General features: G+C 58.2%; 22 protein-coding genes, 4 tRNA genes and 1 pseudogene. 9 read left to right on the top strand and 18 right to left on the bottom strand.

Annotated features, from left to right (window positions below):
• Nucleotides 1-205: 205 nt before the first annotated feature.
• Nucleotides 206-1105, bottom strand: a complete 900-nt coding sequence (locus tag ACQRAJ_RS03165; RefSeq protein ID WP_427747702.1) for an alpha/beta hydrolase — start codon at nt 1103-1105, stop codon at nt 206-208.
• A gap of 247 nt (nt 1106-1352) precedes the next feature.
• Here ACQRAJ_RS03165 and ACQRAJ_RS03160 point away from each other — a divergent pair, with 247 nt between their 5' ends.
• From ACQRAJ_RS03160 to ACQRAJ_RS03120, 9 genes are all read left to right on the top strand, one after another.
• Nucleotides 1353-1916 carry a PTS sugar transporter subunit IIA gene (locus tag ACQRAJ_RS03160; RefSeq protein WP_154514730.1) on the top strand — a complete coding sequence of 188 codons (564 nt, stop codon included), beginning with the start codon at nt 1353-1355 and terminating at the stop codon, nt 1914-1916.
• 179 nt (nt 1917-2095) lie between these two features.
• Nucleotides 2096-3499, top strand: a complete 1404-nt coding sequence (gene asnS / locus ACQRAJ_RS03155; protein WP_427747701.1) for an asparagine--tRNA ligase — start codon at nt 2096-2098, stop codon at nt 3497-3499.
• Between the two features lie 250 nt (nt 3500-3749).
• On the top strand, nt 3750-4538 hold the full coding sequence (locus ACQRAJ_RS03150; protein ID WP_427747700.1) for a hypothetical protein: 789 nt from the start codon (nt 3750-3752) through the stop codon (nt 4536-4538).
• 158 nt (nt 4539-4696) lie between these two features.
• Nucleotides 4697-5677 (top strand): ABC transporter substrate-binding protein, encoded by a 981-nt coding sequence (locus tag ACQRAJ_RS03145; protein ID WP_427747699.1) that lies wholly within the window; start codon nt 4697-4699, stop codon nt 5675-5677.
• A gap of 203 nt (nt 5678-5880) precedes the next feature.
• The gene (locus ACQRAJ_RS03140; protein ID WP_427718394.1) at nt 5881-6804 is read left to right on the top strand and encodes an ABC transporter permease; all 924 of its coding nucleotides are present in this window, start codon (nt 5881-5883) and stop codon (nt 6802-6804) included.
• Nucleotides 6797-7591, top strand: coding sequence for an ABC transporter ATP-binding protein (locus tag ACQRAJ_RS03135; RefSeq protein WP_117839998.1), 795 nt, complete (start codon nt 6797-6799; stop codon nt 7589-7591). The genes ACQRAJ_RS03140 and ACQRAJ_RS03135 overlap by 8 nt, the downstream gene beginning before the upstream one ends.
• Nucleotides 7592-7925: 334 nt before the next feature.
• Complete coding sequence (locus ACQRAJ_RS03130) at nt 7926-8693, top strand: mechanosensitive ion channel family protein (RefSeq protein ID WP_427718391.1); 768 nt, start codon at nt 7926-7928, stop codon at nt 8691-8693.
• Nucleotides 8694-8809: 116 nt separating this feature from the next.
• Nucleotides 8810-10726, top strand: a complete 1917-nt coding sequence (locus ACQRAJ_RS03125; protein ID WP_427747698.1) for a BMP family ABC transporter substrate-binding protein — start codon at nt 8810-8812, stop codon at nt 10724-10726.
• Nucleotides 10723-11433: a metallophosphoesterase family protein gene (locus tag ACQRAJ_RS03120; RefSeq protein WP_427747697.1), complete on the top strand. Its 711-nt coding sequence runs from the start codon at nt 10723-10725 to the stop codon at nt 11431-11433. The genes ACQRAJ_RS03125 and ACQRAJ_RS03120 overlap by 4 nt, the downstream gene beginning before the upstream one ends.
• A gap of 50 nt (nt 11434-11483) precedes the next feature.
• Here the strand turns inward: ACQRAJ_RS03120 and leuB are convergent, their stop codons facing one another.
• The 17 genes and pseudogenes from leuB to ACQRAJ_RS03035 all read right to left on the bottom strand — a co-directional run bounded on the left by leuB (nt 11484) and on the right by ACQRAJ_RS03035 (nt 24572).
• Nucleotides 11484-12656: a 3-isopropylmalate dehydrogenase gene (gene leuB, locus ACQRAJ_RS03115; RefSeq protein ID WP_427747696.1), complete on the bottom strand. Its 1173-nt coding sequence runs from the start codon at nt 12654-12656 to the stop codon at nt 11484-11486.
• Nucleotides 12657-12662: 6 nt separating this feature from the next.
• Complete coding sequence (locus tag ACQRAJ_RS03110) at nt 12663-13175, bottom strand: 3-isopropylmalate dehydratase small subunit (protein ID WP_154514746.1); 513 nt, start codon at nt 13173-13175, stop codon at nt 12663-12665.
• A gap of 247 nt (nt 13176-13422) precedes the next feature.
• Nucleotides 13423-14688 carry a 3-isopropylmalate dehydratase large subunit gene (gene leuC, locus ACQRAJ_RS03105; protein ID WP_427747695.1) on the bottom strand — a complete coding sequence of 422 codons (1266 nt, stop codon included), beginning with the start codon at nt 14686-14688 and terminating at the stop codon, nt 13423-13425.
• Nucleotides 14689-14729: 41 nt separating this feature from the next.
• On the bottom strand, nt 14730-15401 hold the full coding sequence (locus ACQRAJ_RS03100; RefSeq protein WP_427747703.1) for an alpha-isopropylmalate synthase regulatory domain-containing protein: 672 nt from the start codon (nt 15399-15401) through the stop codon (nt 14730-14732).
• Nucleotides 15402-15455: 54 nt separating this feature from the next.
• Nucleotides 15456-16265: pseudogene (locus ACQRAJ_RS03095) on the bottom strand (2-isopropylmalate synthase); the annotation flags it as partial.
• Between the two features lie 426 nt (nt 16266-16691).
• Nucleotides 16692-17399, bottom strand: a complete 708-nt coding sequence (gene rplA, locus ACQRAJ_RS03090) for a 50S ribosomal protein L1 (RefSeq protein WP_154514750.1) — start codon at nt 17397-17399, stop codon at nt 16692-16694.
• 116 nt (nt 17400-17515) lie between these two features.
• Nucleotides 17516-17944 carry a 50S ribosomal protein L11 gene (rplK, locus tag ACQRAJ_RS03085; RefSeq protein WP_022093893.1) on the bottom strand — a complete coding sequence of 143 codons (429 nt, stop codon included), beginning with the start codon at nt 17942-17944 and terminating at the stop codon, nt 17516-17518.
• A gap of 120 nt (nt 17945-18064) precedes the next feature.
• Nucleotides 18065-18601, bottom strand: a complete 537-nt coding sequence (gene nusG / locus ACQRAJ_RS03080) for a transcription termination/antitermination protein NusG (RefSeq protein ID WP_427718370.1) — start codon at nt 18599-18601, stop codon at nt 18065-18067.
• Between the two features lie 3 nt (nt 18602-18604).
• Complete coding sequence (gene secE / locus ACQRAJ_RS03075) at nt 18605-18943, bottom strand: preprotein translocase subunit SecE (protein ID WP_154514754.1); 339 nt, start codon at nt 18941-18943, stop codon at nt 18605-18607.
• A gap of 76 nt (nt 18944-19019) precedes the next feature.
• Nucleotides 19020-19095, bottom strand: a tRNA-Trp gene (locus ACQRAJ_RS03070).
• A 13-nt stretch (nt 19096-19108) separates the two neighbouring features.
• Nucleotides 19109-19258 carry a 50S ribosomal protein L33 gene (rpmG, locus tag ACQRAJ_RS03065; protein ID WP_102372646.1) on the bottom strand — a complete coding sequence of 50 codons (150 nt, stop codon included), beginning with the start codon at nt 19256-19258 and terminating at the stop codon, nt 19109-19111.
• 278 nt (nt 19259-19536) lie between these two features.
• Nucleotides 19537-20727: an elongation factor Tu gene (gene tuf, locus ACQRAJ_RS03060; RefSeq protein WP_154514756.1), complete on the bottom strand. Its 1191-nt coding sequence runs from the start codon at nt 20725-20727 to the stop codon at nt 19537-19539.
• Between the two features lie 96 nt (nt 20728-20823).
• Nucleotides 20824-20900: transfer RNA gene (locus ACQRAJ_RS03055), tRNA-Met, on the bottom strand.
• A gap of 3 nt (nt 20901-20903) precedes the next feature.
• Nucleotides 20904-20979: transfer RNA gene (locus tag ACQRAJ_RS03050), tRNA-Thr, on the bottom strand.
• Between the two features lie 10 nt (nt 20980-20989).
• Nucleotides 20990-21071, bottom strand: a tRNA-Tyr gene (locus ACQRAJ_RS03045).
• A 557-nt stretch (nt 21072-21628) separates the two neighbouring features.
• Nucleotides 21629-22321 carry a hypothetical protein gene (locus ACQRAJ_RS03040; protein ID WP_427727045.1) on the bottom strand — a complete coding sequence of 231 codons (693 nt, stop codon included), beginning with the start codon at nt 22319-22321 and terminating at the stop codon, nt 21629-21631.
• A 1336-nt stretch (nt 22322-23657) separates the two neighbouring features.
• Complete coding sequence (locus ACQRAJ_RS03035) at nt 23658-24572, bottom strand: DNA methyltransferase (protein WP_427747694.1); 915 nt, start codon at nt 24570-24572, stop codon at nt 23658-23660.
• Nucleotides 24573-24586: the final 14 nt, after the last annotated feature.

The raw sequence follows: 24586 nt of genomic DNA, 5'->3' as shown, positions 1-24586 counted from the left end.
CGCTCAGACCGGGATGCGGTTTCCCGATCGACCCTCTGCGGGAAACTGTATCCCACCTTGAGGGGCAAAACTGGGACGCGGTTTCCGGCCCGGGCATCAAAACGAAGTTGCGGTGGAACAGTTCCTGCTTGGGGCTTTAACCAGCAAAAACAGGAACTATTTCACCGCAAGTTATGAGGGACGGGAGGGACTGGCCCTCTTACTCTTACAGATGGCGCTCCAGGAAGCGGAAGGCTAGGCGAATCCAAGGGCGAACCGCCACCTGCTTGTCCTCGTTGTCGACCGCGGTATTGGCATTGCCGAGCGAAAGGCCGTGACCGCCTTGGTCAAAGACGTGCATCTCGCAAGCGACGCCCTCCTCGGCCATGCGCTGAGCAAACGGATAGACCTGCGCGATCGGCGCTGTTTTGTCATCGGACACGCCCCACACAAAGGTCGGCGGCATCTGACGCGAAACGTGCGTGGTGGGACAGATGTCGGCCAGGTGTTCGTCGGTCGCCTCGCCGCCGGTCACCATCGACAGGTAGTCGTTGAGCAAATCGCGCCCCGTCTTGCCACCTGTCTTGGGCACGCGCAAGTCGATGCGCGGATCGCGCGTCTGCATGTCGCGGACATAGGCAAGGTCGAGCAACGGATAGCCCAGCACCACGGCATCGGGACGAATGTCGTCCGGACGCGCCCCGGCAAGTGCCGCGAAGGGGCCGGTCTTCCACTGCGTTGCCAGCGAGGCGCAAATCATGCCGCCCGCCGAAAAGCCCACAACGCACACGCGCTTGGGATCGACATGCCACTCGTCGGCATTCGCACGAACCGTGGCGACCATCTTGGCAAGATCTGCCTGGGGGTGCGGAAAGCTCACGTCACCCGTGCCACTCGTGACATAGTTGAGAACAAAGGCCTGGTACCCGTGATCCAAAAAGGCAAACGCCACCGGGTCCTGCTCGTGCGGAGCGATGTGCGTAAACGCGCCTCCGCCGCAGATGATCACTGCCGGGCGACGACCATTGGGCTTGCCGGGCAGCGGTTCGGCCCCCATATAGGTAAACGTCGCCGGATATTCCTCGGTCGGCTCCTCGCCCCACAGCGCATGGCTCTCGACGATCATATATGCTCCCTTCGCGCGATTCGTGCGCACGTTATGTATCGCCTTCAAGCGTACCCCACTTGGACGCACGGCATCGAAACGTATCCGCAATAAGTTCCCTTCAACTGATATATCACATAATCCCAGCTCAGGGACGTCGTTGAGCAGCGTAAAATAGAGACGCTGACCGAGCCGGTAAACACACACGAAACGTTTCCGGCAAAACTACGCGTGCGCTACATGCGCACTTGATACGTTGGAGGCATCTATGGGTCTGCTCGATTCGCTCAAGTCCACGTTCAACTCGTCGGGCGAGGCGTCCGTACCGCCCGCAGCAAGCTTCGCCACCCGCGAAGGCGTCATCTACGCTCCCGTTAACGGTGTGCTCGTCAATCTAAACGAGATTCCCGACGAGACCATCGCCTCGGGTATGCTCGGCCAGGGCTACGGCATCGAGCCCATCACCGGCACCATCTATGCGCCCGCTAACGGCCGCATCGGCGCCACCACCGTCACCAACCACTCTATTGGCATGATCACCGAGGACGGCCTTCGCGTGTTCATCCATGTCGGCCTGGGCACCGTACAAATGAACGGCAAGGGTTTTGCCCGCTTTGTCGAGATGGGCGATGTGGTCAAGGCAGGCCAGCCGCTCATCAGTTTCGACCGCGATGCCATTAAGGCCGCTGGCCACGAGGACATCGTGACCGTCATCATCTCCGAGCTCGATCGTCTTAAGAGCATCGACCATGTCGGCGAGTCTGGAACGCTTATCGGCGGCAACCCGCTCGTCAAGCTGGGCGACCCGCTGCTGGTGGCTAAGACCAAGTAACGAGTCCTGCGCCGTACAGCCAATAGGCAACACGCCAAGCGCCCACGACCATCTGGCCGCGGGCGCTTTTCGTTTGAAAACCGTCCCGTCAATACCTTATCTGTATAGCCCAAATGAGCCGAGCTGCTAGAATATCGAACTGTATGGATAACTATCATTCAACCGCTATGGGAGGATACGTGAACCGCACCAAAATCGCGCAGCTCTATGCCGATTCCGAGTCGCTCGGCGACAAGACCGTCACTGTCGCCGGCTGGGTCAAGTCCGTCCGCGACATGAAGAACTTTGGCTTCGTCACGCTCAACGACGGCAGCTGCTTCCGCGACCTGCAGGTCGTCATGAACCGCGAGACGCTCGGCAACTACGACGAAATCGCCCACCAAAACGTCTCGGCTGCACTCATTTGCACCGGCACCGTCAAGCTGACCCCCGATGCGCCCCAGCCTTTCGAGCTTTCTGCCACCTCCATCGAGGTAGAGGGCACGAGCGCCCCGGACTACCCGCTGCAGAAGAAGCGCGCAACCGTCGAGTTCCTGCGCACCCAGCAGCACCTGCGCCCGCGCACCAACCTGTTCCGTGCCGTGTTCCGCATCCGCTCTGTCGCGGCTGCCGCCATCCACCGCTTCTTCCAAGAGCAGGGCTTTGTCTACGTCAACACCCCCATCATCACCACGAGTGACTGCGAGGGCGCCGGCGAGATGTTCCGCGTGACCACGCTCGACCCCAAAAATCCGCCTCTCACCGAGTCCGGAGAGGTCGACTGGAGCCAGGACTTCTTTGGCAAGCATGCAAGCCTTACCGTGTCCGGCCAGCTCAATGCCGAGAACTTTGCCATGGCCTTTGGCGACGTGTACACCTTTGGCCCCACCTTCCGCGCCGAAAACTCCAACACCACGCGCCACGCCGCCGAGTTTTGGATGATTGAGCCCGAGATGGCCTTTGCCGACCTGAACGACTACATGGATAACGCCGAGGCCATGCTCAAGTACGTTCTTAAGGACGTTATGGCCACTTGCCCCGACGAGCTCAACATGCTCAACAAGTTTGTGGACAAGGGCCTGATCGAGCGCCTGAACCACGTGGCCAACTCCGACTTTGCCCGCGTCACCTACACCGAGGCCGTCGAGATCCTGGAGCAGGCCGTCGCCGCCGGTCACAAGTTTGACTATCCTGTCAGCTGGGGCATTGACCTGCAGACCGAGCACGAGCGCTTCCTGACCGAGGAGCACTTTAAGCGCCCGACCTTCGTGACCGACTACCCGGCCGAGATCAAGGCCTTCTACATGCGCATGAACGACGACGGCAAGACCGTCGCCGCCGCCGACTGCCTGGTTCCCGGTATCGGCGAGATTATCGGCGGCTCCCAGCGCGAGGAGCGCCTGGATCTGCTCGAGGCCCGCATCAAGGACCTTGGCATGGCCCCCGAGCAGTACAAGTACTATCTTGACCTGCGCCGCTATGGCTCCTGCAAACACGCCGGCTATGGCCTGGGCTTCGAGCGTTTGGTCATGTACCTGACGGGTGTGGGCAACATCCGCGACGTCCTTCCGCACCCCCGCACCGTGGGCAACGCCGATTTCTAATCGCCACAGCTCCGTTCCGCGCGTTACAGCGTGTCGCACCAGCGCCTCTCGGCAAGCCGAGGGGCGCTTTTTTCAACAGCATCCGTCAAGCTTTCGTCAAGTTTTTGGTCAGCTGATCAGGGCTGTTGAAAACTCGACCCGCCGCTTGCCGACGACTACCGACCACCCAGAGTGCCCTGTGCCCCTAAGCAAACCCCGTGTCCTAGGCTCCGTAGCGTCATCACCCAAAAACGGAAAGGACGTGAACGCAATGGCCAAACCCGCTGTTGAGAACTACGAGGCCACGACCAGGGGTGCTGCTTCCATGGCAGCCTATCGCGCTGTGCGCATCCTGCAACTCTTAAGCGAGCATACCGGTGAGGACAAAGCGCTTCCTCCCGATGAGCTGATCGAGCGTCTCGCCCATCCCGACGACCCCGCTCGCATGCCCATCTCGGCAGCGCGGCGCAGCATCCATACCGCGATTTCCGCCCTGCGACATGCCGGATACGAGATTGAGTACAAGCGCGGCGCGGGTTACCGACTTCTCACCCGACCGCTCTCCGACGAGGAAATCATTCGACTCCATGGCATGGTCATGCGCAACCGCTCCACACCCATCGCGACCAGGAAAAGCATAGCGCGCCATCTGGTCGCCATGGCAAGCGCCGACGTTCGCGGCTATCTCGATACGTCCGAGCCGGCACCAAGCGCAGAAGGCAAACCCGCCAAGGCCACACGACCGCCCGCCAAACGCATCGATACCTGCGAGCTCATCGAGCGGGCCATCGACCACGGAACCACGGTGAGCTTTGACATTTCAAGCGTCACGACACATGACAAGATCGAAGTGACGAGGATGACCGTTCGGCCTTTTGCCATCAAACAGCGAGACGGCGTCTCGTATCTGCTGGGAACGGTCGTCGACGGGCACGGCTCAGACGACACCCTACGCACCGTCGAGGTCAGCCGCATGAGAAACGTTAGCACGCGCCTGCTCGACGGCAAGAAGCTCTTTGCCGCGCTGGACGAGGGGGAGCGGCCCGCGCCCGCCGCCTAAGTCTTGCCGTTGCCCGCCGAATCCCCCGCCGTCCATCCGGTTCAGTATTAAAAAACCCGACAGGCTGTTGAAAAAATGGGCATCGGCGCTACTATAGACCCACTTGCACTTTGTTTGAGTGCAGTGTTTCCAGCAATTTCTATACTGGGGGTAATGACATGAACGACATCACCATCAGCCGCAGGAGCCTTTTGGTCTCCGCCGGCCTGCTCGCACTGGCCCCGCTCGCCGGATGCGGCGGCAACTCTGGTTCCGGCTCTGCAGCCGCCGGTTCCGACTACACCATCGGCGTTCTGCAGCTCACTGAGCACTCCGCGCTCGACGCCGCCAACGACGGCTTTGTCAAGGCCATCAAGAAGAGCGGACTCAAGGTCAAGATCGACCAGAAGAACGCCCAGAACGACCAGTCCACGTGTAAGTCCATCGCCGACAAGTTTGTGGGCGACAACGTCAACTTGATCTACGCCATCGCCACGCCTGCCGCACAGGCTGCCGCCGGCGCCACGGCCGATATCCCTATCGTGGGCTGCGCCATCACCGACTACGCCGCCTCCGGCCTGGTCCAGGACAACGACAAGCCCGGCACCAACGTCACCGGCGCCTCCGACCTCACCCCGGTCGCCGAGCAGCTCGAGATGATGCAGAAGGTCCTGCCCGACGTTAAAAAGGTCGGTCTGCTCTACTGCACCGCCGAGTCCAACTCCGACGTCCAGATCAAGGCCGCCAAGAAGGAACTCGACAAGCTGGGCCTGGAGTACACCGATTTCACCGTCTCGAGCTCCAACGAGATCCAGTCTGTCGTCGAGTCTGCCGTGGGCAAGGTCGACGCGCTCTACTCCCCCACTGACAACACTATCGCCGCGGGCGCTTCGCAGGTCGGTCAGATCTGCAAGGAGAACAAGCTTCCCTTTGTGACCGGCGAGGAGGGCATGTGCATGGCCGGCGGCCTGTTCACCCTTTCCATCAACTATGAGGACCTGGGCTACGCCGCGGGCGAGATGGCCGTTAAGATTCTGAAGGGCGAGGCCAAGCCCGAGGATATGCCGATCAAGCACCTCCCAAGCAAGGATCTGGTCGTCATCAAGAACGACGAGATGGCCGAGGCCCTGGGCATCGACCTTTCCGCTCTAGACGAGTAGCGCCATGCGCGGTAACGCAGCTAGGCACGCGCTTGCGCCATAGCTGCGTTATTCAATATCTGAGTCATTGGGGCGAACGCTAAAGACCGGCGTTCGCCCTGCTTGTTTTTGGTAAAACAAAATGTCCGTCCGCTGCTCTTTTATGCATTGGTACCGCTATTATGGAAAATCACGTGTCCACCCTATCCTAGGAGGTATGAAGCATGCTCATTGCATTGCAGGGCGCCGTTTCGCAGGGTGTCCTCTGGGGCATTATGGTGCTTGGCGTGTTTATCACGTTCCGCCTGCTCGACATCCCCGATATGACCTGTGACGGCAGCTTTGCCCTCGGCGGCTGCGTCTGCGCCGTGCTCATCGTCAACAACAATGCCGACCCGTTGCTCGCCGTTTTGGCCGGCATGTGCGCCGGTGCCATTGCGGGCGCGGTCACGGGCATTCTGACCACCGTCTTTGAGATTCCCGCGATCCTCGCCGGAATCCTCACCCAGATCAGCCTGTGGTCCATCAACCTGCGCATCATGGGCAAATCCAACACGCCCATCCTTGCCAAGGGCACCGTGTTCTCGGCCGTCAGCAATATGACGGGCCTGCCGCAGTCCACCGTTGCCATCATCCTGGGCATCTTGCTCGCCGTGGCTATCGTTGCCATCCTGTATTGGTTCTTTGGCACCGAGATCGGCTCGGCGCTGCGCGCCACCGGCAACAACGAGTACATGATCCGTGCCCTGGGCGTCAACACCAACTCCACTAAGATGATCGCCCTCGTGCTCTCCAACGCCCTCATTGGCCTTTCGGGCGCGCTCATCTGCCAGAGCCAGAAGTACGCCGACATTGGCATGGGCACCGGCGCCATCGTTATCGGTCTCGCCGCCATTGTTATCGGCGAGGTGCTCGGCCGCCTGCTGCCCGGCGGTCTCACGCAGTTTAGCGTCCGTCTTGCCTCCGCCGTCTTTGGCTCCGTGGTGTACTTCCTCATCCGCGCCATCGTGCTGCAGCTGGGCATGGACGCCAACGACATGAAGCTGCTCTCCGCCGTGATTGTCGCCGTGGCCCTATGCGTGCCCGTGGTTTGGGAGCGCTATAAGCTCCGCAGCTCCTACACGAAGGGGGATGAGGCAGATGCTTAAGCTCTCGCACGTCAAGAAGACCTTTAACAAGGGCACCGTCACCGAAAAGCGCGCTCTTACCGGCGTCGACCTTACCCTCAACGACGGTGACTTTGTAACCGTGATTGGCGGCAACGGCGCCGGCAAGTCCACGCTGCTCAACATGATCGCCGGAGTGTATCCGCTCGATTCGGGCGTTATCGAGCTCGACGGCACCGACATCTCGCGTCTGAGCGAGTCGCAGCGTGCCAAGTACCTGGGCCGCGTGTTCCAGGACCCCATGCGCGGCACCGCAGCCGACATGCAAATTGCCGAGAACCTGGCACTCGCCAAGCGTCGCGGCCAGCGTCGCGGCCTTTCGTGGGGCGTCACCAAGGCCGAGAAGGACGAGTACGTCAAGCTGCTCAAGCGTCTGGACCTTGGTCTGGACACGCGCCTCAACGCCAAGGTCGGCCTGCTCTCGGGCGGCCAGCGCCAGGCACTCACCCTGCTCATGGCCACGCTCACCAAGCCGCGCCTGCTGCTGCTCGACGAGCATACCGCGGCACTTGACCCCAAGACGGCCTCTAAGGTGCTCAATCTGACCGAGGAGATCGTCGACGAGAACCACCTGACCACGCTCATGGTCACGCATAACATGAACGACGCTATCCGTCTGGGCAATCGCCTGATCATGATGCACGAGGGCCACGTAATCTACGACGTGGCGGGCGATGAGAAGAAATCGCTCACCGTGGCCGACTTGCTTCAGAAGTTCGAGGAGGTCTCGGGCGGCGAGCTCGCCAACGACCGCATGCTGCTGAGCTAAACCTACCAAAAAGGGACAGGTTTATTTTGGCAGGTTTTATCTGCGCAGACGTCAAAACCGCCGCAAAGGGACAGACACCTTTGCGGCGGTTTTCGCATATTATGTCGATAATCCAGCGTCAGCAGGGACCACTGGTTAAGAACTAAGGAAACTGCCATGAGAGGATCTCTTCCTCGTCTTGCTTGACCGCCGCACTCCTTGCCAGCGTACTCGCCGGCGCCCCAGCTTACGCCACCGCGGACGCCCCATCTCAAGTTATCGGCCCGTCCGTTGTGATCGGACGGGCTTTTTGGTGGGTATCATGGTTGAACGATCTTGAGGAGGTTTTCCCTACATGGAATTGTTTGAGCCGATTCTTCATTTCTTTGAGCAGCGGTGGGTCCACAACATCATCTGGGCTGGCATCTTGGCGATAGGCACCGCCGTCGCCGCCAAAGTCGTTTCCAAGACGCTGCGTCACCTGCTCAACCGCGACGATAACCCGCTTCCGGCATCGAGTATCTTCATCAACATTGCGCGCGCCGTCATCTGGATGATCGGCGGCAGTTTTATCCTCGACAACTGCTTTGGCATTAACGCAAACGCGCTCGTCGCCGCTCTTGGCGTCGGCGGCATTGCTATCTCGCTCGGCTTTCAGGACACGCTGTCGAACCTTATCGGCGGCATGCAGGTGACCTTTATGGGCATCATCAAGCCCGGCGACAATATCGAGGTCGGCGGCGTGTCGGGCGTGGTACAGGACATCACCTGGCGCCACACGACCATCGAGGATGCCTACGGGCAGACCATCATTGTGCCCAACTCCAACATCTCCAAGGACACGCTCGTGCATCTGATGCCCTTTGGGCGCGTGGCCGTGCCCGTTGCCGTAAAGGACACGTCTAAATGGGCTTCCCTTGACGCGCTGGCAGACGAGCTGACCAGCGCCACCAAGGCCGCCGTGCTTCCCATCTCGGGCTTTGACCAGGAGCCCTACGTGCTCTTTAGCGAAATCGGCGACTTTGGCATCAAGGGCAAGATCATCTTTATCGTCAGTGACGACAGCACCACACTCACCGCTGCCGACGCCTGCATCCGCGCTATCGCTCCCATCATCGCCTAAAGCACCACAAAGGGGACAGTGAACTGCCTCCCATTTCTTGGACATCGGGAAATGGGAGGTTTTCATTCGTGGTACCATAGTTCATACAGTTGTTTAAACGACTAAGGGAGCAAACTATGGAAGAGGCCTACCGTCAAGCACGCAAGCGCGGCGAGCAAGGACGTCGACGCGCCATTAGCCAAAGCGAGCATCCATACCTTACGGACCTCGACAGTTTGGTTGCCCAGCTCCCCCTAGGTCAGCGAGAGAATGTCGGCCTGCGGGATATTCCGCTCGAAATGGTTGTCGGCACGGTTACCAAGGGCCGTCAGTCCGCCTTTTCATGCAACTTTATGCCCCTGCTGCCGTTTAGCACCGAGTTCGCCCGCAAGTGGTCCAACCTCTACGACATTCAGGTAACCGAGGGCTATCGCGACCCCATCATTGTCACCGAGTTCATGCATAGGTTCTATGTCCAAGAGGGCAACAAGCGCGTCAGCGTCCTCAAATTCCTGGACGCCCCGACGGTTTCGGCCAAGGTCACCCGTCTCTATCCCGGCAAATGGGATTCCGTCGAAAGCCGCCTGTACGGCGAGTTCTGCGCGTTTTGGCGCGTCTGCCCCCTATACGAGATCGAGTTCTCGCGCGAAGGAAGCTACGAAACGCTCGCCAAAATGCTCGGTCAGAACCTTATCGAAAAATGGCCCCAGAAAAAGGTCGACTACCTGCGCCACACCTTCCTACTCTTTAAGCGCGCCTACCTTCGCGCGGGCGGCGACCACCTGGACATTACGCCCGCCGACGCCATGCTCGTCTACCTCAATGTGTACAACCAGGACCGCCTGCTGGATACGCCGACAGATATCGTCGTAAACCGCCTGTGCAAGATCTGGCGCGAACTGGTCATCGCCGGGAAAAGTGACGAGGACAAGGTCGATCTTGTCGAAGCGCCAAACGTCGATGAGGAGGAGTTGCCCGCCCAGTCCACCTCCGGCATGCTCAACTTCTTTATGGGCAAGACCGTCTATTCGGCGGCCAACCCCCTGCGCATCGCCTTTATCCATGAATTCACCTGTGCGACGTCGAGCTGGGACAGGCTGCACGACCAAGGGCGTCAGTATCTCGATGAGCACTTTGGCGGTATCGTGCGCACCGAGGCGTTTGAGGACTGTCACGATCCGGACGTGTTCTACGCCGCCGTGGAAACGGCTGTCAAACATGGAGCAAACGTCATCTTCTCGACCTCGCACCGCCTGATGGAATACACGCTCAGGGCTGCCGTTGAATATCCCCGGGTTCGGTTCCTTAACTGCTCCATCGGTCTTCCTCACCAAAGCGTCCGTTCGTACTTTGGCAAGATGTACGAAGCAAAGTTTCTCCTGGGCGCCCTTGCCGCCAGCATGGCGGACAACCACCGCATCGGTTACCACGCGTCGGTCTTCGCCTCGGGCGCACTCAGCGAGATCAACGCCTTTGCGATTGGCGCCTCGCTGCTCGACCCCCGTGCGCAAATTATCCTGACCTGGGGCGATGTGCCCGCCGGAGGCCTTGCCGAGGCCATGTGCCGCGAAGGCGTGAGCGTCATGACCGGCGCCGATATGTCAAAGTCGCTCGAAGACCCCACGGCCTACGGACTCCACCGCCTGGTCGATGGCAAGGTTGCCGGCATTGCCATGCCGGTATGGAACTGGGGCCGATACTACGAGCTTATCGTGCGAAGTCTGCTGCATGGCACCTGGGACGAGACCAGTGACGACAGCCGGGTCCGCGCCGTCAACTACTGGTATGGCATGAGCTCGGGCGTTATCGACATTCGCTACGCTCCGGGCCTGCCCTATCAGACGCGCAAGCTTGTTCAGCTCCTCCGCAATGGCATCGTCGAGGGCTCCATCAATCCATTTGGCGGCGAGCTCCATAGCCAAGACGGCGTGGTGCAGATTGAGGGCTTTCCCCCACTGCCGAGCACGCAAATCGTCGAGATGGACTGGCTGGCAGACAACGTGGTGGGCACCATTCCGCAGCCCGACGATGAGCCGAAGGTCCGTGCTCTATGAAAATCCTTGCCATAGCCGATACCGAAGAGCGATGCCTGTGGGAGTGCTTTCGCAAGGAACGCTTTGAGGGTGTCGACCTCATTTTGTCCGCTGGCGATCTGGACCCGGACTATCTTGAGTTTTTGGTCACGGTCATCAACAGACCGCTCATCTACGTGCGTGGCAATCACGATGACCGCTACGCGCGTCATGCACCGGGCGGCTGCATCTGTGTCGAAGACACCGTATACGTGTATCGCGGCGTCCGCATTGCGGGGCTTGGCGGCTCCATGCGCTACCGAGATGGCGCTAACATGTACACCGAGCGCGAAATGGCCAAGCGCGTGCGCAAGCTGTCCCGCAAAGTGAGGATGGTCGGCGGCTGCGACATCTTGCTCACCCATGCGCCCGCCGCCGGCATAGGCGATCTGGACGATCTGCCGCATCGGGGATTCGAATGCTTTAACACAGCGCTCGAGACATGGAATCCCGACTACATGGTGCACGGGCATGTGCACCAATGCTATGTTCGCGACTTTCAACGCGAACGCCAGCACGCATGCGGGACGACGATTATCAACGCATGCGGCTATACGCAGTTTGAGCTGGACGAGGCGCGCTACCCCATCCGTGGATGGCAGGCAGCCTGGCTCAATTCGCAAACCATGCGCCGCGAGCTCAAGCGCCACGAGGCAATCGAGTCCTCAACCGCCAGAACCCCCTGGTAACCACCACAAAGGGGACAGGCACCTTTGTGGTGGTTCCGGACATCTCGACGCTACAGTGCGGCGATGACCTTATCGCCCATCTGGGTCGTGCCGAGGATCTTATCGGCAGGGGTGCTGGCGTCGGCGATGTCGCGGGTACGCCAGCCTTCGTCAAGCACACGCGCCACGGCATTTTCGATCCAAGCAGCCTGCCCACCCATGTCGAGCGCGTACGTGAGCAGCATTGCCGCCGACAGGATCTGCGCGAGCGGGTTAGCGATACCGAGCCCCGCGATGTCGGGCGCGCTGCCGGCGCTCGGCTCAAACAGCGACACGCCATCGCCCAGCGAAGCCGAGGCAAGCATGCCGAGCGATCCGGTAATCTGCGCCGCCTCGTCGGAGAGAATGTCGCCGAACATGTTCTCCGTAACTACGACGTCAAAGTCGGCCGGTCGGTTAATGAGCTGCATGGCGGCGTTGTCGACGAGCAGGTCCTCAAGCTCTACATCTGGATACTCCTCGTCATGCACGCGATGCACGACCTCACGCCACATGCGGCTCGTCTCCAATACATTGCGCTTGTCCACGCTTGTCACCTTGCCGCGGCGCTTGCGAGCTGCCTCGAACGCCTGGCGGGCGATGCGCTCAACTTCGTACTCGCGGTACTCCATTACGTCAACCGCGCGCTGGCCAGCCACACCGTCGGTGCCCGCACCGCCCTCGTCATAAAAGCGCTCGTGCTTGCCAAAGTAAATGCCACCGGTAAGTTCGCGGACGAGTACCATGTCAACGCCCTTGATGACTTCGGGACGAAGCGTCGATGCGCTGGCAAGTGCGTCGTAGATTTTTACAGGGCGAAGGTTGGTATAGAGGCCGAGTTCTTTGCGGATACGCAGCAAGCCTTGCTCGGGGCGCGGGGCCGCCGGATCGGTCGAATCCCACTTTGGGCCACCGACGGATGCCAACAGCACGGCGTCCGACGCCTTTGCCGCCACAAGGGTTTCATCGGGCAGCGGATTGCCGCACGCATCGATCGCCGCGCCACCAATCAGGTGATCCTCAAAGGCAAACTCTACGCCGGCGCGCTTGCCCACGGCAGCCAGCACCTTCTTACCCTCGGCAATAACCTCGGGCCCAATGCCGTCACCAGGAAGACAGCAGATCTTATAGGTCTTCTTCACGTTGCAGCTCCAGCTCTCGCTACTCGGCCCGTTTGCAAACGGATTATCCAGCTTGACCGTCATAATCGCTTACGCCTCCTGACCCTTTGCCGCGACAATCTTGGCACGCGTGCGCGCAACCAAACCGCCGGCCTCGATAATCTCGGCAATAAATGGCGGGAACGGCTCAGCTGTAAAAGTCTCGCCAGTACGCTCGTTGGTGATGACACCCGCATCGGTATCGACCTTCACGGTATCGCCGGCACAAATCGCATCGACAGCTTCGGGGCACTCCATAATGGGCAGGCCCACGTTAATGGCATTGCGATAGAAGATGCGTGCGAAGCTCTTGGCAATAACGCACGACACCCCTGCAGCCTTAATGGCAACCGGGGCATGCTCACGCGAAGAACCGCAACCAAAGTTCTCCTCAGCCACAATGATGTCACCGGGCCTCACGGCAGAGGCAAACGCGGGATCAATATCCTCCATAGCATGCGCCGCCAAGTGCGCATGATCCGACGAGTTCAAATAACGAGCAGGAATAATCACATCAGTATCAACGTCACGACCATATCGAAAAACCGAACCTTCAAAGTTCATATCATTCTCCGTTCAAACATGGAATGCGGGGGATTTGATATTTACTTACTCGGACAGTCCTGCTCGCACGGAGAGCACATTAAGTGCTCTCCGGCTCGTGCAGAACTCGACGCAAGCAAATATCAAATCCCTCGTTCGCGTTTCGGCTACAAAAAAGCTAATGGGAAGTTAGCGTTCGCCTTCGGCGAACAAAAAAGTGCCAGGACTGTCCGCAGTAGCGAGCAAAGGTCGAAGGACCCCGTAGCCCCTACAGGTCAGACGGCAAGCATATGTGCCCCGCCACGGCAGAAGCAGCCGCCACGGCCGGCGAGGCCAGATAGACCTCGGACGTGGGGTCACCCATACGGCCGACAAAGTTGCGGTTGGTCGTAGAAACGCAACGCTCCCCCGCCGCCAAGATGCCCATGTAGCCGCCCAGGCACGGACCGCACGTGGGCGTGGAGAACACACAGTTGGCATCTAGGAAAATGTCGGTCAATCCCTCCTTCATGCACTGGCGGAAGACCGCCTGGGTCGCCGGAATCACGATGCAACGCACCCCGTCGGCAACCTTATGGCCGCGCATGACCTCGGCCGCAGCACGCATATCCTCGATACGTCCGTTGGTGCACGAGCCGATTACCGCCTGGTCGACCATGATGTGACGGCTCTCGCTCACCGGATGGGTGTTGCTGGGCAGATGCGGCCACGATACACACGGCTTAATGTCGGCCGCGTCAATGGCAATAACCTGGGCATACTCGGCGTCTGGATCGGCGTGATACTCAACGTAATCACGCTCGCAGCGCCCCTTGAGCCAGGCACGGGCAACATCATCGATCTCGATAATGCCCGCCTTGCCACCCGCTTCGATCGCCATGTTCGAAATTGTCATGCGACCTTCCATCGACAGGCCCTCGATGGTGCTGCCGGCAAACTCCATGGCCTGGTACAGAGCACCGTCCACGCCGATCATGCCGATAATGTGCAGGATGATGTCCTTGGCGGTGGCGCCGTCCTCAAGCTCGCCGTTAATCTCAAAGCGAATCGTCGGCGGCACCTTAAACCATGCGCGCCCCGTGGCAATGCCCACGCCGGCGTCTGTTGAGCCCACACCGGTCGAAAACGCACCCAAGGCGCCATACGTGCAGGTATGCGAGTCGGCACCGATAATCAGATCGCCCGAGACCACCACGCCGCGCTCGGGCAGCAGGGCATGCTCAATGCCCGCGCAGCCTTGCTCGTAATAGTGCGTCACATGCTGCTCGTGCGCAAAATCTCGCATCTTTTTGGTCTGCTCGGCGCTCTTGATGTCCTTGTTGGGCGCATAGTGATCGGGCACCAGGCAAACGCGGTCGCAATCGAACACCTCGGTGGCACCCAGCTCGCGAAAGACATCGATCGCGATAGGTGCGGTAATATCGTTGGCGAGCACGATGTCCAGGTCGCATTCGACCAGCTGGCCCGGCTTTACCTCGTCCAGGCCTGCGTGTGCCGCCAAAATCTTCTCTGCTACGGTCATGGGACGTGCCATGTGATTCCCCTCTCAAGCGGGCTTTGCCCTGCCGAATATCGTTACTTGCCCGCCTTGGAACGGTTGGTCTGAATCATGCGGTTAATAGCGTTGATGTAAGCCTTGGCCGAGCTCACGATAATGTCGGTATCCGCGCCGCGGCCGGTGTAGATCTTGCCGTCCTCGGCGGTGATGCGCACCGTCACCTCGCCGATGGCGTCGATACCACGCGTAATGGCCTTAACGTTGAACTCCGTCAGCTCGCCATGGGCAGAGATGGCCTTGTCAACCGCCTTGTAGGCCGCATCAACCGGACCAGTACCCGTCGAGCAAACTACCCGTGTCGCGCCATTCTCGTCTGTAATGGTTGCCGTGGCCGTAGGAATAAGCGGGTCGCCGCAGGAAACCTGGAGCGCGTCGAGGGTGTAGATCGCCTTGACCTCGCGCTGGCGCTCCTGAATCATCGATTCCAGATCCTCGTCAAAGACCTCTTTCTTTTGATCTGCAATCTCCAAAAAGCGCTGATAGATCGACTCGAATTCCTCATCGCCAAACGTATAACCCAGCTCAGCGAGACGATGGCGCAGTGCCGCATGGCCCGAACGTGCCGAAAGGATAATCTCGGATCCCGCTGCACCCACGTCCTTGGGATCGATAATCTCGTAGGTGTCACGCGCCTTGAGCACGCCATCCTGGTGAATGCCCGAGCTGTGGGCAAACGCATTAGCGCCCACAATGGACTTGTTGGGCTGCACGTTGATACCAGTAATTGAACTGACGAGCTTAGATGCGCGCGTGAGCTCGGTCGTTACGATATCGGTATGTGCATCCAGATCCTGCTCGTGCATCCTCATGGCCATGACGACCTCCTCGAGCGCCGTGTTGCCCGCGCGCTCGCCCAAGCCGTTGATGGTGCACTCGATCTGCGTCGCGCCATTGCGGACGGCCTCGAGTGCAAGGGCTGTGGCCATGCCCAGATCGTTATGCGTGTGGACCGAAATCGTAACGTCCTCGATTCCGGCCACGCGCTCGCGTAGATCGCGAATACGGGCGCCAAACTCCCAGGGCATGTTATAGCCCGTGGTGTCCGGAATATTCACGACCGTAGCGCCGGCCTTGATCGCTGCCTCGAGAATGCGGACCAGGAACTCCTAATCGGAGCGGCCCGCATCCTCGGCATAAAACTCGACATCGTCGACAAACTTACGAGCGTGCTTTACGGCGTGAATAGCGCGCTCGATAGCCTCGTCTTCGGTCATATGGAGCTTGTCGCGCAAATGGCTGGGACTCACACCCAGACCGGTATGGATACGGGGCCTCTGAGCCGTCTTGAGGGCTTCTGCCGCTACTTGGATATCCTTATCGACCGCACGGGTGAGACCGCATACCGTGCACCGGTCACCCGCGATCTTGCCAATCTCCTGTACGGAACGATAATCACCGGGGCTCGAAATAGGAAATCCCGCCTCGATCACGTCGACATTCATACGTACCAGCTGGCGTGCAATAACGAGCTTTTCCTCGGTATTCATGCTGGCGCCGGGAGACTGCTCCCCGTCACGCAGCGTTGTGTCAAAGATTGCGATTTTGCGGCTCATGATTTCCTCCTGACAGGCTAAAGATACAGATGGCTTTCAGGAGAGATGGAGTGCCTCAAGATAGGATAATACCCGTGTCGCTCATCACGCCCAAAAGCGGCGGAAGATAGCGCACCCGGGTACAACTAATCGTTATAGCAAAATTACAACCCTAGCGCGCTATCCAATCTAGTAGCGCTAGGCCTAGGAGCTGCTGATTGTAATTGAACAAGTCTGGCTCCTTTCGGCCTCGGGTATTCACTACATTGGGCTAAAGTGTAACACAGTCAAAACGACGCTCAACGGGGATTTTGAACCAAAACCACCACAAAGGCGCCTATCTCCTTCGTGTTGGTTTTGGCCCGAAATAGCAAGGAACCCGGTCCTGCACGAGACAGAACCGGGTTCCTTTAGCAATGCTTGCTTTGCTCAGGCAGTAACTAGAAGTTACTCAGCCAGGAAGTCACGCTGGACAGCGGGATCGACCTTGACGCCAGGGCCCATGGTGGAAGACACAGAGATGGACTTGACGTACTTGCCCTTAGCAGAAGAGGGCTTGACGCGCAGGATCTCGGTGTACAGGGCAGCGTAGTTCTCAACGAGCTGCTGCTCAGAGAAGGACTTCTTGCCCAGGGGCACGTGGCAGATGCCATAACGGTCGGCGCGATACTCAACGCGGCCGGCCTTGAGCTCGGAGACCATCTTGGCGACGTCCATGGTCACGGTGCCGAGCTTGGGGTTCGGCATGAGGCCACGGGGACCAAGGATCTTACCGATGCGGCCAACCTTGGCCATCATGTTCGGCGTAGCGATAGCGGCGTCGAAGTTGATCTCGCCCTTCTGGATCTGGGCGACGAGCTCGTCGGAACCGATGATGTCGGCACCGGCAGCCTCGGCCTCACGGGCCTTCTCGCCCTCGGCGAAGACGGCAACACGAACGGTCTTGCCGGTGCCGTGGGGCAGGGAGATGGAACCACGGATGTTCTGGTCAGCCTTACGAGTATCGATGCCCAGACGGAAGTGGGCCTCGACGGTCTCGTCGAACTTGGCGGTGTCGAGCTCCTTGATGAGCTTGGCAGCCTGAAGGGGGGTGTAGAGCGTGGCGCGGTCGACCTTCTCGGCAGCGGCGTTATAGCTCTTACCATGCTTAGCCATGTGCATTACCTCCTGTGGTTAAACGGGCGTGAGCCCTCCCACATCGTATCGTGTGCCCTATTGCACACATTTAACGGGCGCCCCGGTCGGAGCACCCGTCGTTACCTAGAAAAACGCTACTCAGCGATGGTGACGCCCATGGAACGGGCGGTACCGGCGATGATCTTCTTGGCGGCGTCAATGTCGTTGGCATTGAGGTCCGGCATCTTGATCTCGGCGATCTTGGTGAGCTGCTCCTGAGAGAGCTGGCCAACCTTGTCGGCCTGGGGCTTAGCGGAACCAGACTTGAGGTTCAGCTCCTTCTTGATGAGGTGAGCCGCCGGCGGAGTCTTGGTGATGAAGGAGAAGGACTTATCCTCGTAGACAGAAATCTCAACGGGGATAATGTCGCCCTTCTTGTCCTGCGTCTCGGCGTTAAAGGCCTGGCAGAACTGCATGATGTTCACGCCAGCAGCGCCCAGGGCGGGGCCGACGGGAGGAGCGGGGTTAGCGGCACCAGCAGGAATCTGGAGCTTAATGACGTTGGCAACCTTCTTCTCAGCCATGGTCATTCCTTTCGAATCACGAGTGTGAAGTACTTGCTATATCGTAAGCACGCACGTGTTAGAAGCACTCCTGAGATGAGCAGTCACAGAAGAAGCACGCTCGCGCGAACGGACGAAAACTTAAGCGATGACAGCGACCTGGTTAAAGTCAAGCTCGACCGGCGTCTCGCGGCCAAAGATCATCAGCGTGACCTTGAGCTTGCCTGCCTCGGCGTTAACCTCGGAGACCTTGCCATCAAAGTCGGTAAGCGGGCCATCGGTGACGCGGACGGACGTACCAACCTCAATATCAACCGACGTACGCTTGGGCGAATCGCCCTTACCGGGACGACGAGTCATCTTATTGTACTCGTCGCGGGAAAGCGGAGCGGGCTTGCCGTTGCCGCCCAGGAAACCGGTGACGCCGGGCGTGTTGCGAACACACGTCCATGCATCGTCATCCATCTCCATGCGAACCAGGACATAACCCGGGAAGATCTTAGAATCCTTGGTCTCGCGCTTGCCACCCTCTTTGATCTCGGTGACGCGCTCCATAGGAATCTCAATATCAAAGATACGATCCTGCATGCCCATGGTCTCGATGCGATGCTCGAGATCGGACTTAACGCGGTTCTCGTATCCAGAGTATGTGTGGACGACGTACCAACGCTTAGACATGGTTTAGCCCCTCAATCCAGAGAACAGAGCAAGAGCCTCGCCAAAGCCAGCATCGAGCAGAGCGATGACGACGCCGACGACGATCAGAGAAGCGCAAACGACGACCGAGTAGTTCACGAGCTCCTTCTTATCGGGCCACGTGACACGCTTCATCTCGGACTTCACCGAAGCAAAATACTTCTTGGTGCGGGCGAAGAAACCGGGCTTCTCGTTCTTCTTGGACTTCGCAGCCTTCTCGCTCTTCTTGGCAACGGCCTTCTTGGCCTCAACCTTGGAGTTGGCGGCAGCTTTGTTGGCAGGCGCCTGCTGCTGTGCCTTCTTCTTGTTCTTCTTGTTGGCCATTTGGGTTACCTCCGCGCAATGCGCTTATACATGAGTAAACCGTAAGCCCCCAAATGGGAGCTTACGGAATAATGACTGGCACGCCAGGAAGGACTCGAACCCTCAACACTCGGTTTTGGAGACCGATGCTCTACCAATTGAACTACTGGCGTATGTGACTAGAGACTAGCGAGTCTCTTTGTGCAGCGTGTGGTGACGGCACCAGGGGCAATACTTCTTGATCTCCATACGATCAGGCATGTTCGCCTTGTTCTTAGTGGTCGTATAGTTGCGGCGCTTGCACTCAGTGCACGCAAGAGTAACTAGAGTACGCATGTGTCCTGAACCTTTCATATCCGCCCCGTACGGGCACGAGTTGGTACTTTATCAGCTCTACGTAAGTGCTGTCAATGAAAACCTCGCATCAATTGGTTCTCGGTAGATCCATTCATATTTGGAACACATCAATGGAGCCAACGAGATCTAATCGATCCCTCACGCTCAACTTAAGAGCGAGCTAAGCGTAATCATCAGGCAAAAAGACCCACGTAGAAAAGAACCCGGCACCCATATAAGTGCCGGGTTCTCTAAGTCAGCTGTATCAGAGAGCTAATTTACTCAATGATCGTGGAGACGATGCCCGAACCGACGGTGTGGCCACCCTCGCGGATAGCGAAGCGCAGGCCCTCCTCCATAGCGATCGGGTGAATGAGGTCGCCCTCGATGGTGATGTGGTCACCAGGCATAGCCATCTCGGTGCCCTCGGGGAGCTTGACCGTACCGGTAACGTCGGTGGTACGGAAGTAGAACTGAGGACGATAACCATCGAAGAACGGGGTGTGACGGCCGCCCTCCTCCTTGGTCAGAACGTAGATCTCACCGGTGAACTTGGTGTGCGGGGTAACCGAACCGGGCTTGCAGAGAACCTGGCCGCGCTCGATGTCCTCGCGCTTGATGCCGCGGAGCAGCAGACCGACGTTGTCGCCAGCCTCGCAGAAGTCCATGGACTTACGGAACATCTCGATACCGGTAACGACGGTGTTCTGGGTATCCTTGATGCCGACGATCTCGACGGGCTCGTTGAGCTTGAGCTCACCGCGCTCGACACGGCCGGTAGCAACGGTACCACGGCCGGAGATGGTCATAACGTCCTCAACGGCCATCAGGAACGGGAGGTCGTTGTCACGAGCAGGCGTCGGGATGTACTCGTCGACGGCAGACATGAGCTCGCGAATGGCGTCCATCCACTTGGCGTCGCCCTCGAGAGCGCCCAGAGCGGAACCACGGATGACGGGGATGTCGTCGCCGGGGAATTCGTACTCGGAAAGGAGCTCACGGGTCTCCATCTCGACGAGGTCGATGAGCTCGTCATCGTCGACCATGTCGCACTTGTTCAGGAAGACGACGATGTAGGGAACGCCGACCTGACGGGCGAGCAGGATGTGCTCGCGGGTCTGAGCCATGGGGCCGTCGGTAGCGGCGATGACCAGGATAGCGCCGTCCATCTGAGCAGCACCGGAGATCATGTTCTTGACGTAGTCAGCGTGGCCCGGGCAGTCAACGTGAGCGTAGTGACGGGCAGCAGTCTCGTACTCGACGTGGGAGACGGAGATCGTAATGCCGCGCTCGCGCTCCTCGGGAGCCTTGTCGATGTTCTCGAACGCAGTGAAGTCAGCCTTGCAGCCCTCGGTCTCGGAGAGAACCTTGGTGATGGCAGCGGTCAGCGTGGTCTTGCCGTGGTCAACGTGACCAATGGTGCCGATGTTAACATGCGGCTTAGTGCGCTCAAACTTCTCTTTGGCCATAAAGCCCTCCTCTAAACAGGTCGTCCCCGGACGGGACTATGCCTTTATACCATAGTGGCCTCTCAACATACTATTGAGAAGCCACCGTGTTACCTATGGTAGCGGTGACTGGATTCGAACCAGTGACGCCACGGGTATGAACCGTGTGCTCTAACCAACTGAGCTACACCGCCGGATGGAGCCTGCAACCAGACTTGAACTGGTGACCTCTTCGTTACCAACGAAGTGCTCTACCGACTGAGCTATACAGGCACTTGACGGGTGGGAGCTATAGGATTCGAACCTATGTAGGCAGAGCCAACGGGTTTACAGCCCGTCCCCATTAACCACTCGGGCAAACTCCCAATCGTTCAAGTATCCGCAGGTTCTTTGGTCTTTTGGGCCTCCGCCCCCGCGAACGAAAAAGATAATACGATGCAACCTTGGGGGCTGTCAACGAAAACCTCTAAATACACGGTGCCGGGCGTATCTATATACCTTTGACCTGCGGTTTTGCTGAATTTAGATATGAAGGACGGCGGATTTGACTGCGCTGGCGACATTTCCCGAGGGAACACTTTGGTGTGGTGGAGTACCCTTGCGGTATCGACTTTCGATAACGATCCTCGTGCGTCCGAATATCCTCGCTCAACCAGGATGACTGGGACCGGTCCGGCCTTTGTCTCGATCTGTAACATTTAGAGAACATTTTCTCCCCTATTTGTTACAGATCGAGATGTTTCCCTGGCGGTTTCCCATTTATCTAAATCTGTAACAACAAGAACGGTTTTCCTTCCCTAGTTGTTACAGATTGAGACACTTCTCAGCTCGCCCCCAGATTGTCTAAATCTGTAACAGCTGGGAGCTGAACGCTCGTCCTCGTGTTACAGATCTAGATTGTCGACCAACTCCAACCAAGCCCTTAAGCCAGTACCTCAGATCCGTTGTAGAGCCTGCTGCCTTCAAACGAGCGCAGCAGGAGCTCGCGACGTTCATCGAGGTCCTTTAGCTCGCAGGGAAACACAAATAGCATCACGTTTTGATGGTACTTGTAATCGGCATAGACATCCGGATCGCCCAAGCGCGTGGGCGTGGAAACGATATCCTCCGACATGTGCTCGCTTGAGCCCACATAAATTCCCAGATAGTCACTGTAGTTCTTATCGTGATCGCCTTTTTGATACTTTGCGATAAGGTAGCAGCCAGGCATATCAAAGCCGTTAAACGCGGCATCGGCAGCCTTTTTCTGCTGGCAGACAAACTTGTGCAGGGGCATCGCCGTGGACGCACTTTCGAAAATCGACTGCCTTGCGGCGTTGATCTTCTTGCGAGCCTCGGCGGCCTCTCTTGAGTCCTGCAACGCTTTCGCGGCGCCGCCCAGCGCGCCAACTGCCGCGCCAAAGCCGTCGGCCGCGACACCGAGCCCCTTGCCAATACCATCGGCAACGACACGTGCACCGTTAGCGGCACCATCCGCAGCATCCTTTACAGCGCCGCCGACAGCTTCGACATCGACGCCGAGCTGCTTTGCGCCATCAATGACGTCCGCGGCCGCAACCAGGACCTTCGCCGCAAGGCTCATCGCATCTTTTACTGTTTTCAGATCTACAGACATCCTAGAATTCCTTTCGATATCTCGCATAACCAAAACAGCTCATGACTCATAAATAGCGTCAGGCGGTTGCCGCAGCCTCCCGCGGCTATGCGAAATGCATGCGGTACCCAAGTCAGCAGTTTAAATCGGGCTGCGTAATGAGTCCCAACGGGTTGCCTATTAATCGGCGAGCGCAACGAGCGTTTCGAGAAACGCCAATGACTCGCACTCCCCCCATTATTCGAAGCCAGATGATGTGTTCTACCGATAGCCCGTCACGGGCGTAGACGGTGCTCACGCCATTGTCGAGCGCCATCACGACAGGTGCCAGGTCATTCGGCTGATGCCTCAGCCGACGCAAGGCCCTATAACACGGTATCGGCCACAGGTTGTTGCTCAACAAATACGCTGCCTCCTGTGGCATACTTTATTCACTAATGCATCGATAGCATCGAGAAAGAGAGTGTCATGGTCCCTTCGGGTAACGGCTGCAGCCAGATCATCATCATTGCTTTGGGCATTTGCCTTGGCCTGACTATGTTTGCGGTCTGTGGCTAAACGATTCAGATCTGCGCTTATTTCCAGCGCAAATCTTTTGCCGCTGCTTGCCGGCATCGTGTATCTCGTTAACAGATACATTGCGAGCTTCGACTTTTTCCTCCCCTACGACTTCGCCCATTATCAGCTCGGAGATCTGTGCGGAGGAATCATTTTTCCCGCCTACGTAAACGTCCTCTGCGAAACGGTGAGTGGGAAAACGCCGATATGCAACTTTGCAAGTAGCTTGGCATTATCGGTGGGATGCTCAATCTGCTGGGAAGTACTTGCGCCCATGGTGCTCGAGTTTAGTACCCCAGATCCGCTTGATGCCTGCATGTACGTTATCGGCGGCATCTTGTACCTCGTCGCTTTTAAGCTAACGGCGGGTAATCGAAAATAGCTGTGCACTGGAATCGAACCATACGTTTCAATCCATGTACGTGTGGTTCGATTCGGACTTTATAGCGACGCCCCAAACCGCAATGCAAGTCTCCCAATAATTGGAAGACGGGATTCACCAGCGACGTCATTTTGATTTGATCGGCAGCAGATCTTCAACGAACCGACCGGTCCATTCATTTGGCTCCAGCCCGCGAATCTCGAAGATGGCCTCGAAATCCTTCTTGCTTAGACGATAGCCAAAACGCGTATTCAACCACATCTCGGATTCTGCCCGCCAGATTTTTCGCGAGCCGGAGTCATCGAGCGGACAATCTGGGAAGACGCGTCAGCCCACTCTCCATCGTCTTCCTCATATCGCTCTCTACCGAGAATGCTTTCGACCTGTGGCTCGAACATGCCGAAGAGACTCGAAATGTCACGTCGCCGCTCGGCCTCGTAATGGGGCTGAAGGTTTTGAAGAGCTCCTCGAGGTTTGCCACGGCGGCGGCGTTGGAGAAGTATGCGTCGCGGAAGACGGCATGTGGCGTGGGCGCTCCTTGGCGATGGCCTCCAGCGCTACGGTATCGACATCCTCGTCAAAACATGCGATAAGCTGGCCGCCATTGTCATCGAAGCACACCTTGCCGCCGGTTTCGCGCTCGACGACCTTCGCGGAGTACTCGATGCGGAACGTGGGCAGGACCTGGAAGAGAAGGTCGAGCGGCGGGGCGTCCTCAGCGGCGTTGTCGGCGAAGAGGTCGAGCGCGGTCTGCTCGTACTGTTCGGGCGTGGCGTACTCGTCCTTGAGACAGGACTCGTCTACACGCAGCACGCGGAAGCCGATGTCGGGCACGGGCTTGGACTCGGCGCCGAGTTCGAGCTGCTCGTTTGTCTTATCGACCTCGGCCCTGATCTTCTCGCCTGCTCGACGGATGCACTCCTCGCCGATTTCACAAATCGTACCGTATCCGTCTCTGTACGCTGTCGAATTGCTGTCGCAAACCTCGGGGAGTTGGACCAAGATAAACTTTCTTAATCCCGAGTCGAGCATGTTTTGATGGATGACGGAACGCGCGGTTGCGCCAGATCCGGAAAAGAAATCGGCAATAAATGAGTTACTATCAGCAACAATATCAAGAATCTTATCTATTAGAGCCGTGGGTTTGGGAAAGTCAAAGTACTTACCGTCTAGGATGCTACTCACTTCCTTGCTTGCTACATCCGTCGACCCCACTTCCTTATATGACCAGAGATTCGCGGGAACAGCGCCGTCCATCTCCGCTAGGAATTTCTTTAATCTTGAATAGGTGTTACCTCCATCCTTTCCCCAGTAGAGTCGGTTTTCGGCCACATGTTTTTCATAGG

The organism is Collinsella sp. SGI.184, assembly GCF_050313415.1.
Taxonomy (GTDB): Bacteria; Actinomycetota; Coriobacteriia; order Coriobacteriales; family Coriobacteriaceae; genus Collinsella.
Note: the sequence above shows the minus strand (reverse complement) of the source record. Positions and strands in the feature narration are given on the sequence as shown.

Bases quoted from the DNA above. Each gene is read 5' to 3' on its own strand.
- ACQRAJ_RS03145 (WP_427747699.1), top strand. From the start codon at position 4,697: ATGAACGACATCACCATCAGCCGCAGGAGCCTTTTGGTCTCCGCCGGC.
- ACQRAJ_RS03150 (WP_427747700.1), top strand. From the start codon at position 3,750: ATGGCCAAACCCGCTGTTGAGAACTACGAGGCCACGACCAGGGGTGCT.
- rpmG (WP_102372646.1), bottom strand. From the start codon at position 19,258: ATGCGTACTCTAGTTACTCTTGCGTGCACTGAGTGCAAGCGCCGCAAC.
- ACQRAJ_RS03120 (WP_427747697.1), top strand. From the start codon at position 10,723: ATGAAAATCCTTGCCATAGCCGATACCGAAGAGCGATGCCTGTGGGAG.
- ACQRAJ_RS03135 (WP_117839998.1), top strand. From the start codon at position 6,797: ATGCTTAAGCTCTCGCACGTCAAGAAGACCTTTAACAAGGGCACCGTC.
- ACQRAJ_RS03160 (WP_154514730.1), top strand. From the start codon at position 1,353: ATGGGTCTGCTCGATTCGCTCAAGTCCACGTTCAACTCGTCGGGCGAG.
- ACQRAJ_RS03110 (WP_154514746.1), bottom strand. From the start codon at position 13,175: ATGAACTTTGAAGGTTCGGTTTTTCGATATGGTCGTGACGTTGATACT.
- rplA (WP_154514750.1), bottom strand. From the start codon at position 17,399: ATGGCTAAGCATGGTAAGAGCTATAACGCCGCTGCCGAGAAGGTCGAC.
- ACQRAJ_RS03040 (WP_427727045.1), bottom strand. From the start codon at position 22,321: ATGTCTGTAGATCTGAAAACAGTAAAAGATGCGATGAGCCTTGCGGCG.
- rplK (WP_022093893.1), bottom strand. From the start codon at position 17,944: ATGGCTGAGAAGAAGGTTGCCAACGTCATTAAGCTCCAGATTCCTGCT.
- secE (WP_154514754.1), bottom strand. From the start codon at position 18,943: ATGGCCAACAAGAAGAACAAGAAGAAGGCACAGCAGCAGGCGCCTGCC.
- ACQRAJ_RS03130 (WP_427718391.1), top strand. From the start codon at position 7,926: ATGGAATTGTTTGAGCCGATTCTTCATTTCTTTGAGCAGCGGTGGGTC.
- leuC (WP_427747695.1), bottom strand. From the start codon at position 14,688: ATGGCACGTCCCATGACCGTAGCAGAGAAGATTTTGGCGGCACACGCA.
- ACQRAJ_RS03165 (WP_427747702.1), bottom strand. From the start codon at position 1,105: ATGATCGTCGAGAGCCATGCGCTGTGGGGCGAGGAGCCGACCGAGGAA.
- nusG (WP_427718370.1), bottom strand. From the start codon at position 18,601: ATGTCTAAGCGTTGGTACGTCGTCCACACATACTCTGGATACGAGAAC.
- leuB (WP_427747696.1), bottom strand. From the start codon at position 12,656: ATGACGGTCAAGCTGGATAATCCGTTTGCAAACGGGCCGAGTAGCGAG.
- ACQRAJ_RS03125 (WP_427747698.1), top strand. From the start codon at position 8,810: ATGGAAGAGGCCTACCGTCAAGCACGCAAGCGCGGCGAGCAAGGACGT.
- ACQRAJ_RS03140 (WP_427718394.1), top strand. From the start codon at position 5,881: ATGCTCATTGCATTGCAGGGCGCCGTTTCGCAGGGTGTCCTCTGGGGC.
- tuf (WP_154514756.1), bottom strand. From the start codon at position 20,727: ATGGCCAAAGAGAAGTTTGAGCGCACTAAGCCGCATGTTAACATCGGC.